The sequence below is a fragment of the Sphingomonas larreae genome (assembly GCF_051400595.1).
In the GTDB taxonomy this organism is placed as follows: domain Bacteria; phylum Pseudomonadota; class Alphaproteobacteria; order Sphingomonadales; family Sphingomonadaceae; genus Sphingomonas.
Window position 1 is genome coordinate 1,664,350 of the sequence record NZ_JBLFFI010000001.1, and the last position, 16,853, is coordinate 1,681,202.

A 16,853-nucleotide genomic window follows, 5' to 3' on the forward strand; every position below is an offset into this window, starting at 1 on the left:
GATGACTTCCCTTACCTCCACCGCCGTGATCGATTCCACCGCCGCCACGGGTGAGGTCGCGTGGGATACGCACGGCGGGCTCGAAGTGCTGACGTTCGACATCGGCGGGGAAAGCTTCGCGATTGAGGCCGCGCTCGTCCGCGAGATCGTCGACCCGCTGCCGGAGACGATCGTTCCCGGCGCCCCCGCGCTGGTGGACACGGTGGTCAATTATCGCGGGCGAATCGTGCCGGTGGCGGATCTGCGCGTGGCGTTCGAGATGGAGCCGGCACCGGATACCGCGGATAGCCGGATCGTGATCGTCGACCTGCCGCTCGGTGACGAGGCGGTGCTGCTCGGGCTGCGCAGCGACCACGTCCATGAGGTGGTGACGCTGGCACAGGCGAGCAGCGAGGCGGCGCCGAGTGTCGGGGTGCGCTGGCCGCGCGCCTATGTGCGGCGGCTGGTGCGCTGGCGCGACGATCTGATCGTGTTGCCCGATCTGCCCGCGATCCTCGCTCCGGCGCTGGGTGCCGACTCTGCCGCCCCCGAGAGCAACGCGCGCTGACGCCGCGTCGACCTATTCCCTGGAGTCCGAATGATGCGAGCCACGATCAAGCTCAAACTCATCGTGTGTTTCAGCGTGCTGATCGCGATGCTGCTGGCGACGGTGGCGCTCGGCCTGTCGCGCGTCAGCACGCTCGACGCGACGCTCGGCTGGGCGATCGACGGCCCGGTCAAGCGCGGGCTGCTCGGCGAGTCGATGCGCACGCTGCGCAGCCAGATGGTGGCGGACCAGCAGGCGCTCGCGCTCAATACCGACGCTGCGGTCATGGCGACGTATGATCGCGCCATCTCCGCGGAAATGGGCGAGCTAGAGCAGAAGCTGGAGGACGGCGAGCGCACGGCGCTCCACCGCCCGCTCTGGACCGCGGCGCGCGCCGATTATGCGCGGCTCAAACCAGTCTTCCAACGCATTCGTCAGCTCGGACTTAGCAATCACAACGACGAGGCGGCGCACCTCGCCGAGACCGAGCAGAAGCCGTTGCTCGAGGCGTTCACCGCTGCGCTCGATCGTATCGCCGAGCAGCAGCGCATCAACCTGGCCCAGGCGCGACAGCAATCGGACGCGCTGTACGCGCAGTCACGCTGGCTGCTGCTGGTGGCGGCGGCGGTGGCGCTGGCGGTGGCGGTGAGCGGTGCCTCGTGGATCGCGCTGCTGGTGGCGCGCGGGCTGCGCGCGGCGTCCAATGCGATCGAGGCGGTGGCGATCGGCGACCTCGACCAGGAGGTGCGCGTGACGGGCGATGACGAGATCCGCGACCTGGTCGAGGCGGTCAACCGGATGACCGCGAACCTGCGCGGCACCGCGGCGCTGGCGGACGCGATCGCGCGCGGCGACCTGACGGTGGCGCATCAGCCGCTCTCCGACCGCGACCGGCTCGGCCATGCGATGGTGGCGATGGTGACGCGGCTGCGCGGCGTGGTCGGCGACGTGAGCACCGCGGCGGGGCAGGTCGCGACCGGCAGCCAGCAACTGTCGTCCTCGTCGGAACAGGTGTCGCAGGGCGCGACCGAACAGGCCGCGGCGGCGGAGCAAGCGTCGGCGTCGATGGAGCAGATGGCCGCCAACATCAAACAGAATGCCGACAACGCGACGCAGACCGAGAAGATGGCGCGGCAGTCGTCGCAGGACGCGGAGGCGAGCGGCGCGGCGGTGCAGAAGGCGGTGGGGGCGATGCGCACGATCGCGGAGAAGATCGGCATCGTGCAGGAGATTGCGCGGCAGACCGATCTGCTCGCGCTCAACGCCGCAGTGGAGGCGGCGCGCGCGGGCGAGCACGGCCGCGGCTTCGCGGTGGTGGCGGCCGAGGTGCGCAAGCTGGCCGAGCGGAGCCAGGCCGCGGCGGCGGAGATCGGCGCGATGTCGAGCGACACGGTCGCGGCGGCGGGCGAGGCGGGCGAGCGGCTGACGCGGCTGGTGCCCGATATCCGCCGCACCGCCGAGCTGGTGGCGGAGATCAGCGCGGCCTGCCGCGAGCAGGATCTCGGTGCGACCCAGGTGAATTTGGCGATCCAGCAGCTCGACCAGGTGACGCAGCAGAATGCGAGCGCATCCGAGCAGATCTCGTCCACCGCGGACGCGCTGTCCGGTCAGGCCGAGGAGCTCCAGCAGAGCGTCGCCTTCTTCCGCCTCGACGAGGCCAACGCCCGCGCCGCCGCGCCACGCCGCGCACCGCGCGCGAGCGCCAAGCCCGCAACGCCGCGCGGTTTCGCGCTCGAACTCAGCCACGGCGGCCATGACGCCGAGGATCAGCACTTCGGCCGCTCTGCCTGAGCCGCCGTACCCGCCCTCCAAGCAAGGAACGCCCGCGATGCGCGCGACGATCAAGCTCAAACTCATTACGACCTTCGCCGCCATGACGCTTCTGCTCGTCGCGATCGTGACCCTCGCGCTCGTCCGGATCGCGTCGCTCGACGACGCGATCACCGACGTGATCGCCGGCCCGACCGCGCGCGCGATCCGCTCGCTCACGATCAATGACGCGCTGGGCGACGTGATGCGCATGGAGAAGAACATGTCGCTCACCACCGACGATGCGACGACGCGCTCGTTCGACGCGCGGATGACGGAGGGCCGCGCGCGCGTGGAGCAATTGTTCGCGGAAGGGCTGTCCAACGCCTCCGCGGACAATCGCCCGCGCTGGATCGCGCTGCAGCAGAGCTGGACCGCGTACAAGCAGGTCAACGATCGGATCCGCACGCTCGCGCTCGCCAACCAGAACGAGGAGGCGGCGCGGCTGTCGCTCGGGCCGGCGCTCCGGCTGGGTGATCAGATCAGTGCGGTCAACGATGCGATGGTAGCCGCCAACCGCGCCTCGCTGGCGAAGGCCGAGGCGGACACCGACGCGCTGTACGCGCAGTCACGCTGGCTGCTGCTGGTGGCGGCGGCGGTGGCGCTGGCGGTGGCGGTGAGCGGTGCCTCGTGGATCGCGCTGCTGGTGGCGCGCGGGCTGCGCGCGGCGTCCAATGCGATCGAGGCGGTGGCGATCGGCGACCTCGACCAGGAGGTGCGCGTGACGGGCGATGACGAGATCCGCGACCTGGTCGAGGCGGTCAACCGGATGACCGCGAACCTGCGCGGCACCGCGGCGCTGGCGGACGCGATCGCGCGCGGCGACCTGACGGTGGCGCATCAGCCGCTCTCCGACCGCGACCGGCTCGGCCATGCGATGGTGGCGATGGTGACGCGGCTGCGCGGCGTGGTCGGCGACGTGAGCACCGCGGCGGGGCAGGTCGCGACCGGCAGCCAGCAACTGTCGTCCTCGTCGGAACAGGTGTCGCAGGGCGCGACCGAACAGGCCGCGGCGGCGGAGCAAGCGTCGGCGTCGATGGAGCAGATGGCCGCCAACATCAAACAGAATGCCGACAACGCGACGCAGACCGAGAAGATGGCGCGGCAGTCGTCGCAGGACGCGGAGGCGAGCGGCGCGGCGGTGCAGAAGGCGGTGGGGGCGATGCGCACGATCGCGGAGAAGATCGGCATCGTGCAGGAGATTGCGCGGCAGACCGATCTGCTCGCGCTCAACGCCGCAGTGGAGGCGGCGCGCGCGGGCGAGCACGGCCGCGGCTTCGCGGTGGTGGCGGCCGAGGTGCGCAAGCTGGCCGAGCGGAGCCAGGCCGCGGCGGCGGAGATCGGCGCGATGTCGAGCGACACGGTCGCGGCGGCGGGCGAGGCGGGCGAGCGGCTGACGCGGCTGGTGCCCGATATCCGCCGCACCGCCGAGCTGGTGGCGGAGATCAGCGCGGCCTGCCGCGAGCAGGATCTCGGTGCGACCCAGGTGAATTTGGCGATCCAGCAGCTCGACCAGGTGACGCAGCAGAATGCGAGCGCATCCGAGCAGATCTCGTCCACCGCGGACGCGCTGTCCGGTCAGGCCGAGGAGCTCCAGCAGAGCGTCGCCTTCTTCCGCCTCGACGAGGCCAACGCCCGCGCCGCCGCGCCACGCCGCGCACCGCGCGCGAGCGCCAAGCCCGCGCCGCGCGTCGCGCATGCCGCGCATGCCGCGCGCCGGACAAGCGAGCCGCCGCGCCCGCGCGGGTTTGCGCTCGATCTCGGCGGGGTCGCGCCCGATCGTGAGGACGCCGATTTCGGACGCGCGGCATGAGCGACACGGGCGAGCTCCAGGTGGTCGTCTTCGCGCTGGGCGACGAGCAGTTCGCGCTGCCCGTCGCCGAGGTACGCGAGATCCTCGACCATCGCGCGCCGTATCGCGTCCCCAACGCGCCGGGCTGGCTGGTCGGCCTGACCGACGTGCGCGGCGCCTCGGTGCCGGTGATCGATCTGCGCGCGCGGCTGGGACTGTCGCCGGCAGCGATCACGCCGATGACGCGCGTGCTCGTGGTGGAGGTGTCACTGTCCGGCGCCGATGCGCCGCTGACGCTGGGGATGATCGTCGACCGCGTGCTCGACGTGCGCGGCTACGCACTCGCCGCGATCGAGCCCGCGCCCGAGCTCGGGGTGCGGTGGCACGCCGATCATATCCGCGGCGTGCTGCGGCGCGAGGGCAATTTCGCGATCCTGCTCGATCTCGCGCACCTTTTCTCGGGCGATGCCGATGCCGAGCTGTTGCTCGCGCCCGCGCCGGCCGAGCCGGGTGAATGAAGGAGGAGGCGTCGCCCCGCCGACTTCCTGCGCGCGCCGCCCAACACGGACGGATGGCCATTCTATCATGGAAGAACGCCGGCTCCCTTCCGCCGGTCCTCCCCGCGGAGCCATTCGATGAAGCAACTACTCGATGATCTTCCTATCGCACGCAAGCTGCTGTTCGGCGCGGCGGCGATACTGCTGCTGACGCTGGCCGGTGACGCAGCCGTGCTGGTCCAGACCGTCAGGGCGCGTGCGATCGGCGAGCAGAACCGCAGCTATTCGATGCTCTTGTCGGACGCCGCGCAGCTGATGCAGGCGGCAACGAACCAGGAAACCGGCTACCGCGGCTATCTTCTCGCGGCCGATCCGACGTTCCTCGACACCTATCGCAAGGGCGGCGACGACCTCGATCACGCCTGGTTCGCCGCGATGAGCGATGCGGCGAATGATCCGGCGGCGCGCGCGCAGGTCGACTCGCTCCACGCTGCCGCCTTGCGCTGGCGGACGAATGTGGCGGAACCCGCCATCCGCCTGATGGCGGATCCGCGGAGGCGGGAGCGGGCACGCGAGCTCGAGCGCGAGGGCGCGGGCAAGCGCCTGTTCGACGAATTGCGCGCCCGGCACAGCGCCTTCATGAACGCGACCACGGCGATGCGTGTGCAGCGACGCCAGGAGCAGGATGCGATCTTCGGTCTGATCCCGCTCGAAATCATCGGTGCCGCGCTGGCCAGCAGCCTGATGGCGCTGGTGGTGGTGGCGCTGCTATCGCGCACGCTGGCCCGTCCGGTGACCGAGGTGGCGAACAATCTCGCCATGATCGCGATCCCGCTCGAGACCGAGCGGCGCGACGAGATTGGCCAGATGCAGGGCAGCGTGCGCGCGGTGAAGGAGGCGATCGGCGCGGTCTCCACCGTGCTGCGCGCCGTCTCGATCGGCGATTCGGCGGCGGGCGTGGCGCGGCGCTATGGCGGGCTCAGCGATCAGCTCGCCGACGACATTGATCTGATGCGCGGCAACATGCAGGCGATCACGCGCATCGCCGACCAGGTCGCCGCGGGTGATCTCTCCGCGCAGCCGGTGCCGCAGTCCGACAAGGACATGCTCAGCCGCGCGCTGCTGACCATGCTGGGCAATCTGCGCGCCACCGCCGCGCTGGCGGAGGCGGTGGCGCGCGGCGACCTCACCGTGGAGCATCGCGCGCGGTCGGAGCAGGATCAGCTCGGCATCGCGCTGGCGACGATGATCGAGCGACTGCGCGCCACCGTCGGGCAGGTCGCGAGTGCGGCCGAGGAGGTGGCGAGCGGCAGCCAGCAGCTCTCCGCCGCATCGGGGCAGGTGTCGCAGGGCGCGACCGAACAGGCCGCCGCAGCCGAGCAGGCGTCCGCCGCGATGGAGCAAATGGCGAGCAACACGCGCCAGAATGCGGACAATGCGGCGCAGACCGAGAAGATCGCGCGCCAGTCGTCGCGCCACGCCGAGGAGAGCGGCATCGCGGTGGAGAAAGCGGTGGGCGCGATGCGTGCGATCGCGGAGAAGGTGAGCATCGTGCAGGAGATCGCGCGACAGACCGATCTGCTGGCGCTCAACGCCGCGGTGGAGGCGGCGCGCGCGGGTGAGCACGGTCGCGGCTTCGCGGTCGTGGCGGCCGAGGTGCGCAAGCTGGCCGAGCGGAGCCAGGCCGCGGCGACGGAGATCGGCGCCATGTCGCTGGAGACCAGCGATGCCGCGCGGCTGGCGGGGGAGATGCTGACCCGGCTGGTGCCCGACATTCGTCGCACCGCCGAACTGGTGGCGGAGATCAGCGCCGCCTGTTGTGAACAGAATATCGGCGCGGCGCAGGTCAATCTGGCGATCCAGCAGCTCGATCAGGTCACGCAGCAGAGCGCCGAGACGGCCGAGCAGATCGCCGTCACCGCGGATGCGCTCGCGCAGGAGGCGGCGACTCTGCGCTACAATGTCGATTATTTCCGGCTCGCCGCGACGCCGGAACGGGCGCTGCCCGAGGCGCGCCAGCTCGCGCCGCCCGCGCGGGCGCTGCCCGGCCCGGGCGCGGAGGGCGCCATGCCGCGGCCGAAGCGCTCGCTCGGCGCCGCGCCGGTACGTGATCGGCTGCGCCAGCCGCGCGGCGTCGCGATCGACCTCGCGGACGCCGGCGCGACGATCCCGCTCGCTCAGGAGGCGGACGCTTGACGCCGACCCGCCGCCCGCCGGGCACGGTCGCCGACATGCCGCGATGATCCACTGGCCCTCCGATCCGCCCACCACACCGTTCGACACCGATGATCGGCTGTCGCGGCGCGATTTCGCACGGCTGAGTGCGTATATCCTGGAGCAGTCCGGGATCCGGCTCGCCGACAGCAAGACGCTGATGCTGGAGGGGCGGCTGCGGCGGCGGGTCCGCGCCACCGGACACGCCTCGCTGGCGGCCTATTGCGCTTCGCTGTTCGAACATGGCGGGCTCGCCGCCGAACGCGAGCATCTGCTCAATGCGGTGACCACCAACAAGACCGACTTCTTCCGCGAACCGCGCCACTTCGACTATCTGGTCGCGGAAGCGCTGCCGCGGCTGCGCGACACCGGGGTGTCGCGGATCCGCGCCTGGAGTGCGGGCTGCTCAACCGGCGCCGAACCCTACACGCTGGCGATGCTGCTCGATTCGTTCGCGCTCGATCACAACGGCCCCGATTACGGCATCCTCGCCACCGACATCGACACCGAGGTGCTGGCGACCGCCCGGCGCGGCGTGTTCCCCGGCGCGCAGCTCGATCCGGTGCCGCCGCTGCTGCGCCAGCGCTACCTGCGTCGTGCGCTCGACGGCCAGCGTGACGAGTGGCGCATCGTCCCCGAGCTGCGCGCCGCGATCGGCTTCGCGCCGCTCAACCTGATCGATCCGCATTATCCCGTGGGCGCGCCGATGCACCTGATCTTCTGTCGTAACGTGCTGATCTACTTCGAACGCGACACCCAAGCCGCGGTGGTCCAGCGGCTCGCCGACTGCCTCGCGCCGGGCGGGCTGCTGTTCCTCGGCCACAGCGAGTCGATCGCCGGACTGACGCTGCCGCTGGTGCCCGTTTCGGGCACCGTGTTCGCGCGGGCGTGACGCGATGCGCAAGACCCATGTTCTCGTCATCGACGACAGCGCCAGCGTGCGCCAGGCGATGACCGCGATCCTGTCCGCCGATCCCGACCTGACGGTCACCACCGCGAGCGACCCGTTCGTCGCCGCACGGCACATCCAGCAGGCGGTGCCCGACGTGATCACGCTCGATGTCGAGATGCCGCGAATGGACGGGCTGACCTTCCTGCGCAAGCTGATGGCGCAGCGGCCGGTACCGGTGGTGATGTGCTCCTCGCTGGTGGAGGACGGGTCCGAGACGTTGCTCCAGGCGCTCGAGGCGGGGGCGGTGGACGTCATCCTCAAGCCGCGGCTCGGCGTGGTCGAACATCTCACCGACGTGCACGTGCAGATCCGCGACACCGTGAAGGCGGCGGCGCGCGCGCGGCTCAGCGCCCGGCCCGCGCGCGACGCGCCGCCGCGCCGGTTGTCCGCCGACGCGGTGCTGCCCCCGCCCAGCGGCCAGGCGATGTGCCGCACCACCGAGATGGTGGTGTGCGTCGGGGCGTCGACGGGTGGTACCGAGGCGTTGCGCGAAGTGCTCGAGGCGCTGCCCGCCAATGCGCCCGGCATGGTGGTGGTGCAGCACATGCCCGAGCGCTTCACCCGCGCCTTCGCGCAGCGGCTCGACACGCTGTGCGCGGTTGACGTGCGCGAGGCGGCGGACGGCGACACGGTGATGCGCGGTCGCGTGCTGATCGCACCCGGCGGGCTGCACCACACCATGCTCGAGCGCCATGGCGCGCGCTACGTCGTCGCGGTGCGCCAAGGGCCGCTGGTGGCGCGGCACCGCCCCTCGGTGGACGTGCTGTTCCGCTCGGCGGCGCGCAACGCCGGCGCCAATGCGGTGGGCGTGATCATGACCGGCATGGGCGACGATGGCGCGCGCGGGCTGCTCGAGATGAAGCAGGCGGGGGCGCGTACGATCGCGCAGGACGAGGCGACCTCGGTGGTGTTCGGCATGCCCAAGGAAGCGATCGCGCGCGGCGCGGCGGACCGGGTGGTGCCGCTGGGACGGATCGCGCGCGAGCTGCTCCAGGCGAGCGCGCGGTGAGGGGGGACGAGGGATGATGGAGGCTCCGATCGGGACGGCGCGCGAACTCACGCCGATCGAGCAGCTGGTGCACGGGCTCAACACGCTCGCGGCCGGGCTGGAGCAGCGCTTCCGCCGCGTCGGCGAGACGCTGGCGGCGGCGATCGACACGATCGACGCGATGGTGGCCGGGCTCGACGAGGTGCAGCGCGCGCTGGCGCCCGAACGCGCGGGCGCGGCCGTGGCCGAGCTGCGCGCCGCCGCGGGACGGCTGCACGAGCTTCCGCAGGCGCGCGAGCGCCGCGCCGCGGACATTGCGTTGCTGACGCAGCGCACGCGGACGCTGCAGGCGCTGATGGCGGACATGGGCGACGTGATGCGGCTGCTCGGCTGCTACGGCATGAGCATCAAGATCGCGTCCGCCGGTGAACCCGCCTTCTTCCAGTTCGTCGCGGTGATGCAGAGCAAGCTCGACGGCAGCGCGCAGCAGCTGCGCGGCTTCGCGCAGGAGCTCGAACGCTTCGGACGAATCGTCGCCGACGTCGAGGCCACCGATGCGCGGCTCGCGGGTGAAAGTGCGAAGGTGGGCGCACAGGCACCGGCGGAGCTGATCGCCAGCGCCGATGCGCTCGAGGCGCAGCTCGCCGCCACCGCGCAGACCGCGCAGGAGGCCGGCGCGATCACGCGCACGGTGCAGCGCGAGGTGGCGCGCGTGCTGAGCGCGATCCAGGTCGGCGACAGCGTGCGCCAACGGGTCGAGCATTGCGTCGTGGTGTTGCGCGCGATCGATCCCGCGCCGGGTGCGGAAGGCGAGCGCGCGGCACCGCCGCCGCGCGGCGCGGTGGCGCATCTCGCGCGTTTGGTGGCGGCGCAGATGCGCGCGATCGCGGACGATTTTCGCAACGAAAGCATCGCGCTGCTCGATGCGCTGGCGCATCTGGCGCCGCTCGCGACCAAGTTGCTGGGTCTGGTCGAGGCGCAGGCGTGGCGCGGCTCGCACGTCGCCGCAACCGCCGAGGAAGGCCCGCTGCTGCGGCTTGAGCACGGCATTGCCGCGCTGGGCGACGTCACCGCGCAGCTGTTCGACGCCGACCAGCAATTGGCGATGCTTGCCGCCTTCGTGGAAGAGACGGTGTTCGATCTCGGCCGCGGGTTGGCCCAGCTCCGTACGATCACGCTCGACGTGCAGGACATTGCCACCAACATGCGGCTGCTGTGCCGCCGCCACGGCGAGACCGGTCGCGCGGTGGCGGTGATCGCGGCCGAGGTCGATCCGTGCGCGCGCAAGCTCGAGCGGCTGCGCGGGGAAGTGGCGACGCAGATGGCGGCGCTCGGCGAACTGGCGTTGGCCGGCGACACCGCGGCGGGCGCGAGCGATACACGCGCGGTGCTGCGCGAGGCGCTGGCGGTGGTCCGCGCCGCGTGCGAGCGCTCGGACGCGGCGGTGGCGACGAACGGCGACGACGCGCACCAGATCGTCTCCGCGCTGGAGCGCAGTATCGAAGAGCTGCACGAACAGCAGATGTTCATCAGCGCGCTGGAGGCCGCATCCGGCTCGCTGCACGACTGCACCGAGGGCCATGCCGACCTGAGCCGGACCGACATCGCCAGCTTGCACGAGCTGCTGCCGTGGGTCGCCGGGCTCTACACGATGGCGCGCGAGCGCGAGATCCACCGTGACTTCCTGCTTCCCGGCATGGCAGCGGCGGGCTCGACCGTGGTGGTGGAGGAGGACGAGGACGGGCTGTTCTGAGCAGGCCGCGGGAACAAGCCGCGCGCGCAGGAGCTTGGACGCGCGACACCGGCGGTGAGAAGGATGAGACGATGGCCGAGCGCGCGACCTTGTACCGGATGGTTCTGCCCGATCACGTCTGCCCCTTCGGCGTGCGCGCCAAGGCGTTGCTCGAGGGCGCGGGCTTTGAGGTCAAGGATCGCGTGCTGACCACGCGCGAGGCGGTCGATGCGTTCAAGCAGGAGCAGGGCGTCGCGACGACGCCGCAGGTGTTCATCGATGGCGACCGCGTCGGCGGCAGCGATGCGCTCGAGGCGTACCTGCGCGAGCGGTGAGCGAATCCGCCGCGCCGCGCTGACCCGGCGTATCGAGACACGCCGGGGTCACGCCGGGGAGGAGGATCGTCACCCGCGGTGACGATCCCCGACCCGCGCGATCAGTGGCCGACCGCCTCGCGCAGCTTCTCCGCCGCCTTGGCGAGCAGCCCCTTCTCGGCCTCTTCCGCTTCTTCCTTGGTGCGGAACGCCGCACCCTCGGGCTCGGCCGGCGGGGCATAGACCGAGAAGAGCTTCAGTTCGCCGGTGCCCTTGTTGACGATATTGTGCTGCGCGCCCTTGGGCACGACCACGAGATGGTTCGGCCCGGCCTTGGTCGAGTGGCCGTCGATCACCACCTGCGCGTCACCCGCGACGATGAAGGTGGTCTGGTCGGCGGGGTGGGTCTCCATCCCGATCTCCTCGCCCGCCGGGATGCTCATCAGCACGATCTGCACCTTGGCGTCGCGGTAGACTTCCTTTTGCCACAGCTCGTTCTTCTGCGCGAGCTCGACCATGTCCTTGTTGAAGATCGCCATCCGGTTCCTCCTGGGTTGCGTCGCAGGGTCGGACGATCGAGCGGCGGGAGCGTTCCCCGCCGGCGTCAGCCGCGACGCCGCGCGCGCGTCGGCAGCACCAGATGGTCGATGAAGTTGCGCAGCTCGATCGTGCGCGCCTCCGGATCGGTCACCTGCGCGTCGAGCCCGAGCCGCCAGGCGAGGTCGCGCCGATCGGGGGCATCGTGGAGCGCGTCGACCAGCGCCGCCTGCGCGGCGACCTCGTCGCCGTCGTGCGCGAGCCGATGGTCGACCAGATCGTCGGCCTGGCGCCGCAATGCCGCGGCGACCTCGCGCAGGCTGATTTCGGGATGATATTGAACGCCCCAGAAGACGCCCTCGCCGCAGCGGATCTCGGCGGCCTGGACGGCGGTTACCGCATTGCTGGCCAGCAGGGTCGCTCCGTCGGGCAGCGCCGCGACCTCGTCGGTGTGGATCGCGGGGGCGTCATAGGCGAGTGGACGTCCGCGCAGCAGCGGATGGTCGCGCCCCGCGGCGGTCGGTGCGATACGACGCGCGAACCCGGCCTCGCGCCGCTCCCCCATGGCGCGCACCGAGCCGCCCGCGGCCACCGCGGCGACCTGCAACCCCGCGCACGAGCCGAAAGCGGGCACCCCCGCCTCGAACACCGCGCGCATGAACGCAACGATGCGGCGACACTCCGGCGCGTCGTCGTACAAATGGAGCGGCGAGCCGGTGAGGAATACCGCGTCATAGCGGGCGAGCTCGGCTGCACTGAAGGCGTGCTCGTCGTCCGCGGGGGTGATGCGCTCAATGTGCGCGTCGGGCGCGAGCCGCCCGAGCAGCGCGGCATAGGTCTCGCCCGAGCTGCGCCCGACGCTCTCGCGTCGCTTCGCGCGGGCGGTGGGAGGCTCGCTCTCGGCGACGAGCAGCGACAGCGGCGGGGTGAGCGGTTCGGACACGTCGCGGCTTAACGGGGGCCAGCGACAAAGGCTCCGTTCGTTCAGTAACTTAGCGCTTCTGCCCGCGCGCGGTCAGCGCCGTCACGATCTCGTTCTCGGTGGCGACATGATCCTCGATGACGCAACGCAGGCTGAGCCCCGGCATGCCGAAATCGCTCGGCACCGCCGCCTGCGCCACGGTGAGACCGTCGAGCGAGCGGGTGAGCCGCTCCTTGCCCGCGACCACGTGCGGGTGCGCCTCGAGATAGCGGTAGCGCCCGGTCGTCGCGACGACGCGACCTTCGGGATCGACGATCGAGATCGTCGCGCGCGCCGAGGCCCGATTCATCACCCCGATCATCTCCGCCACCTGCCCCTCGAAGTCGAATTCGAGATAGCAGATCCCCGTGATTACCCCGTCGCAACTCACCGGCGCGACATAGATCAGCACCTTGCGGCCATTCGACCAGGGGTTTTCCCAGACCTCGTCGGTGAGCCAGCCGGCGCTGGCGCCGCCGCCGATCACCCGCCGGAACTGCGCGAACTCGGCGAAGTGAAGGTTGCGTACGGCCATGTTCTCGTGCGCGCAGACCCGCACCTCGCCCTCGGCGTCAACGAGAAAGGCGTTGAGGAAATAAGGAGAATAGCTGAGCAGCGCGCGCAGCCGCTCGAGCGCCCGGGCCTCTGCGCGCGCGTCGGTATCCAGCAGCAGGCTCTCGCGGATCGCGTGATCGGACGATAGGAAGCGGACGTCGACCGAGCGGTCGTGGAGCATGCGCGCCAGCGCGTCCGCGATCGACTGCGCGAGTTCGCCGAGCCGTCCGCCCTCGAGTTCGCTGACCAGTTCCGCGGCGATCTCGCTGCCCTGGCTGAGCCGGCCGAGCAGCTCCTCCCGGAACGCATGCGACGAGCTGCTCGCCTGCGCCGCGAGCGACTTCACCTCCTGTGCGACGATGCCGAAGCCGCGCCCCGCTTCGCCGGCGCGCGCCGCCTCGATCGCGGCGTTGATCGCGAGCAGCTTGGTCTGCGACGCGATCGCCTCCGACCGATCGGCATGGGCGCGAACCTCGGTGCTGAGCGATCCCAACAGGGAGCGGATGCGACGCGGCATAGATCTTCCTAGAGCGAGCCGTAGGTATACGGAAAGAAGGTGAATCTAAAGTAACTTAGCCGGTGACCGTTAGGGAGCGGGGGAACGGCGGACGAGACGCGGCGCGCCGGAGCACCGCCTCGAACCGATTCGTACAATTTAATTGCCAGAATGTGATGGAACGTTCACAACATAGCGCTTCCAGCACTGCTTCGCCGCTTGACAGCGCCAGCAACCGCATGAATTAAATCAATTTGGTTGACGGATCGCCAGAGAGCGGTGCCGTCCAGGGAGGGAATATGAAGAGCCTGAACGGATTGAGCGCGAACCGGGCGAAGCTGCTCGCCGCGGTGTCGCTGGCGGGGCTGCTCGGCCTGCCGCTCACCGCCGCCGCGCAGACCGGTGCCGGTACCGCCACCGGAGACGCCGCCGCTACCGATCCGGACCGCGTCGCCGCGCCGGACCAGGCGGGCGAGGAGCCGGCCGAGATCGTCGTCACCGGCATCCGCGCGTCGCAGGCGCGCGCGATCGAGGTGAAGCGCAACGCCGACAGCGTGGTGGAGGCGATCAGCGCGCAGGACATCGGCAAGCTGCCCGACGTCACCATCTCCGACTCGCTGCAGCGTATCCCGGGCGTGCAGATCCGCCGCGACGCGGGCGAGGGCGCCGCGGTCAACATCCGCGGCCTGCCGCAGGTGACCACCCTGCTCAACGGCGAGCAGTTCCTCGGCGCCAATTCGGTGACGACGGTGCAGCCGAACTTCACCGACATCCCGTCGCAGCTCTTCTCGGGCGCGACCGTGTTCAAGTCGCCGACCGCGTCGCTCCAGCAGGCCGGCCTCACCGGCACGATCGACCTGCTGACGCGGCGTCCGTTCGACCTCAAGCAGGGCCTGACCTTCTCCGCGGCGGCCGAGGGCCAGTATGGCGACAAGACGGAGAAGTGGAACCCGTCGTTCAACGGGCTGGTCGCCTATCACGGGGACCGCGTCGGGCTGCTGGTGTCGGCGTCGTACAGCGACCTGACGCTGGCGAACAGCTTCCGCGGTGTGCAGGACTATGGCGCCGCGCTGCGGACCGAGGCGGGCAGTGCCACCAACCAGGGTGACTTCGCGATCGGCAACAACGGCGTCAACCGCGGCGCGCCGGTCCGCAATGCCGCCGGCGCGATCGTCGGCTATGACGTCAACGGCGACGGTGACGCGAACGACTCCTTCATCACGCCGCAGTCGCACACCGCCTGGAACCGCATCACGGATCGCCAGCGCTTCGGCGCCAATGCGTCGTTCCAGTTCGAGATCAACGACGCCCTGCGCCTGACGGCGGACGGCTTCTACACGCGCCAGACGCAGTATGACCGCACCGCCGGTTTCCAGTTCCAGAACGTCGACTGGCTGTCGTCGCCCTTCTCGCCGACCCAGTCGCGCGACACCGGGGCGGTGGTGAACGGCTTCAACGTCAACACAGTCCAGCAATATACCTATAGCCTGCCGAGCTTCGACAGCTATTCGGAGACGTTCCGCACCAAGAGCGAGTCGCAGAACTACAATCTGCAGCTCGACTGGAAGCCGAGCGATACGTTCAAGGCGACGGTGCGTGGCATCTACGGCAAGGCCTCGCGCGAGCGCGATCAGTCGTACACCCAGTTCAGCCTGACCAACGGTCGCCAGTGGGGTTATCAGCCCGACGGCAGCGCCAACCCGCCCGGCGCGGCGATCGGCGGCCTTGGCAACTATCCGGCCTCGGCCGGGGGCGACCGCACGTTCAACCCGACCGGCTATCAGGTGTACAGCCAGGCCGCGACGGTCGACTATTCGAGCGGCGCGCCGGTGTTCGGCTTCTCGCCGGCCTTCCTGGCGCAGGCCAGCGATGCGTCGCGCTACGGCCTGAAGACGGTCTCGTCCGAGGGTAACCAGTATCAGAACGGCGACATCTGGGCGTTGCGCGCGGACGGCGAGTGGCAGGCCAATGACCAGCTGAAGATCGCCTTCGGTGCCCGCTACGGCGAGCGCAGCGTCGAGCAGTTCACCTTCGACCGCGTCTCGCCGCTATACGCCGGCAACACCGACAACCCGCAGAACCCGGCGGCGGGCTGCCTCGTCAAGTGGAAGGCGTTCGACGTCAACCTCAACGACAAGTCGTGCTCGGTGCTCGATCCCGCCGGGCGCGCCTACACCGCGGGGCTCACCCGCCAGGCGACCGACCCGATCTTCGCCGGGCTGATCAAGCAGTATCAGCTGCCCGCCGCCGGTGCCCCGACCTTGTGGGCGCTCGATCCGAAGGCGATGGACGACAGCGAGGCGTGGCAGAACAAATTCTACCCCGGCAGCCAGAACGTCGTGAACCCGGCGTCGTCGTTCAACGTCAACACGCGCCAGATCTCGGGCTATGCCCAGGTCTCGGGCGAGGGTGAACTGCTCGGCATGCCGTTCCGCGCCAACGGCGGCCTGCAGGTGGTCAACACCCGCCTCAACGTGCGTCAGAACATCGTCGGCGTGCCGCAGCCGTACGGCGTCGCGGGCGTCGATGCGGGTGACCTGGTGACCGAGCGCGAGTTCACCGACTTCCTGCCGTCGATCAACATCGCCTTCGACGTCACCGACAAGCTGCGCGCCCGCGCCGCTTTCTCGAAGACGATGACGCTGCTCGACTTCCAGCAGTGGGGCGGCGGGCTCAACATCAACTATGCGATCAACACCGGCGTGTCGCCGTCGCGGTTCGAGGCCCAGAGCGCCGACTCGCTCGGCAACCCGAACCTCAATCCGTGGCGCGCGACCAACGTCGAGGGCAGTCTCGAATATTACACCGGCCGGTCGAGCCTGGTGGCGGCGGGCGCCTTCTACATCGCGGTCGACAGCTTCATCGATCGCACCACCGAGTTCCGCAGCGACATCCCGGACAATGACGGCGTGATCCGCCGCGACGTGGTGACCAACACCTTCCGCCAGGGCGAGGGCGGCACGCTCAAGGGCATCGAGCTCTCGGCGCGTCAGTCGCTCGCCGACTACGGCGTGAACGGGCTGTTCGGTGGCTTCGGCGTCGACGCCAACTACACGCTGTCGCTGGGTGACGCCGGCCTGGTCGATCTGGCCGGCAGCAACCAGCCGTTCCAGGACAATTCGAAGCACCAGGTCAACGCGGCGCTCTGGTTCGAGAAGTACGGGCTGCAGGCGCGCGTCGCCTACAATTATCGCTCGAAGCGGCTGGTGTCGTCCAATTACGGCGGCATCAACGGTCTCGCGCAATATCAGCAGCCGACCAACTATCTCGACGCCTCGATCTCGTATGACGTGACGCCGTTCCTCACCCTATACGGCCAGGCCTCCAACCTGACCGCGGAGACCGAGCGTTACTATCTCACCTGGCCCGACCAGGTGCTGTACGAGAACATCTACGAGCGGCGCTTCATCGCCGGCGCGCGCGTCCGCTTCTGATCACCATGGCCATCGCTTCTGCCCTCCGGCAGGAGCGATGGCGGGT

The 16,853-nt window shown here is 70.1% G+C and carries 13 protein-coding genes; 10 read left to right on the forward strand and 3 right to left on the reverse strand.

Annotated features, from left to right (window positions below; all coding sequences use genetic code 11):
- Position 1 precedes the first annotated feature (1 nt).
- The 9 genes from ACMGDM_RS07645 (at position 2) to ACMGDM_RS07685 (ending at position 10,845) form a co-directional block, all read left to right on the forward strand.
- Complete coding sequence (locus ACMGDM_RS07645) at positions 2-547, forward strand: chemotaxis protein CheW (RefSeq protein ID WP_436803489.1); 546 nt, start codon at positions 2-4, stop codon at positions 545-547.
- Between the two features lie 33 nt (positions 548-580).
- Positions 581-2,317, forward strand: coding sequence for a methyl-accepting chemotaxis protein (locus ACMGDM_RS07650; RefSeq protein ID WP_436803645.1), 1,737 nt, complete (start codon positions 581-583; stop codon positions 2,315-2,317).
- 37 nt (positions 2,318-2,354) lie between these two features.
- Positions 2,355-4,148 carry a methyl-accepting chemotaxis protein gene (locus ACMGDM_RS07655; protein ID WP_436803490.1) on the forward strand — a complete coding sequence of 598 codons (1,794 nt, stop codon included), beginning with the start codon at positions 2,355-2,357 and terminating at the stop codon, positions 4,146-4,148.
- On the forward strand, positions 4,145-4,645 hold the full coding sequence (locus ACMGDM_RS07660; RefSeq protein ID WP_436803491.1) for a chemotaxis protein CheW: 501 nt from the start codon (positions 4,145-4,147) through the stop codon (positions 4,643-4,645). Before ACMGDM_RS07655 ends, ACMGDM_RS07660 begins: the two co-directional genes overlap by 4 nt.
- A gap of 117 nt (positions 4,646-4,762) precedes the next feature.
- Entirely contained in the window at positions 4,763-6,820 is a 2,058-nt protein-coding gene (locus tag ACMGDM_RS07665; protein ID WP_436803492.1) for a methyl-accepting chemotaxis protein, read from the forward strand.
- A gap of 43 nt (positions 6,821-6,863) precedes the next feature.
- A complete protein-coding gene (locus tag ACMGDM_RS07670; protein WP_436803493.1) occupies positions 6,864-7,730 on the forward strand; it encodes a CheR family methyltransferase in 867 nt (288 codons plus the stop codon).
- A gap of 4 nt (positions 7,731-7,734) precedes the next feature.
- Positions 7,735-8,799, forward strand: coding sequence for a protein-glutamate methylesterase/protein-glutamine glutaminase (locus tag ACMGDM_RS07675; RefSeq protein WP_436803494.1), 1,065 nt, complete (start codon positions 7,735-7,737; stop codon positions 8,797-8,799).
- A gap of 13 nt (positions 8,800-8,812) precedes the next feature.
- Positions 8,813-10,531: a hypothetical protein gene (locus ACMGDM_RS07680; RefSeq protein WP_436803495.1), complete on the forward strand. Its 1,719-nt coding sequence runs from the start codon at positions 8,813-8,815 to the stop codon at positions 10,529-10,531.
- 71 nt (positions 10,532-10,602) lie between these two features.
- Positions 10,603-10,845 carry a glutaredoxin domain-containing protein gene (locus ACMGDM_RS07685; RefSeq protein ID WP_436803496.1) on the forward strand — a complete coding sequence of 81 codons (243 nt, stop codon included), beginning with the start codon at positions 10,603-10,605 and terminating at the stop codon, positions 10,843-10,845.
- 101 nt (positions 10,846-10,946) lie between these two features.
- Here ACMGDM_RS07685 and ACMGDM_RS07690 read toward each other — a convergent pair whose 3' ends face one another.
- From ACMGDM_RS07690 to ACMGDM_RS07700, 3 genes are all read right to left on the reverse strand, one after another.
- Positions 10,947-11,363: a cupin domain-containing protein gene (locus ACMGDM_RS07690; RefSeq protein ID WP_436803497.1), complete on the reverse strand. Its 417-nt coding sequence runs from the start codon at positions 11,361-11,363 to the stop codon at positions 10,947-10,949.
- Between the two features lie 65 nt (positions 11,364-11,428).
- Entirely contained in the window at positions 11,429-12,304 is an 876-nt protein-coding gene (locus ACMGDM_RS07695; protein WP_436803498.1) for a type 1 glutamine amidotransferase, read from the reverse strand.
- A 49-nt stretch (positions 12,305-12,353) separates the two neighbouring features.
- Positions 12,354-13,394: a cache domain-containing protein gene (locus ACMGDM_RS07700; protein ID WP_436803499.1), complete on the reverse strand. Its 1,041-nt coding sequence runs from the start codon at positions 13,392-13,394 to the stop codon at positions 12,354-12,356.
- Positions 13,395-13,672: 278 nt separating this feature from the next.
- On the opposite strand from ACMGDM_RS07700, the gene ACMGDM_RS07705 reads away from it, so the two are divergent.
- Entirely contained in the window at positions 13,673-16,807 is a 3,135-nt protein-coding gene (locus ACMGDM_RS07705; protein WP_436803500.1) for a TonB-dependent receptor, read from the forward strand.
- Positions 16,808-16,853 lie beyond the last annotated feature (46 nt).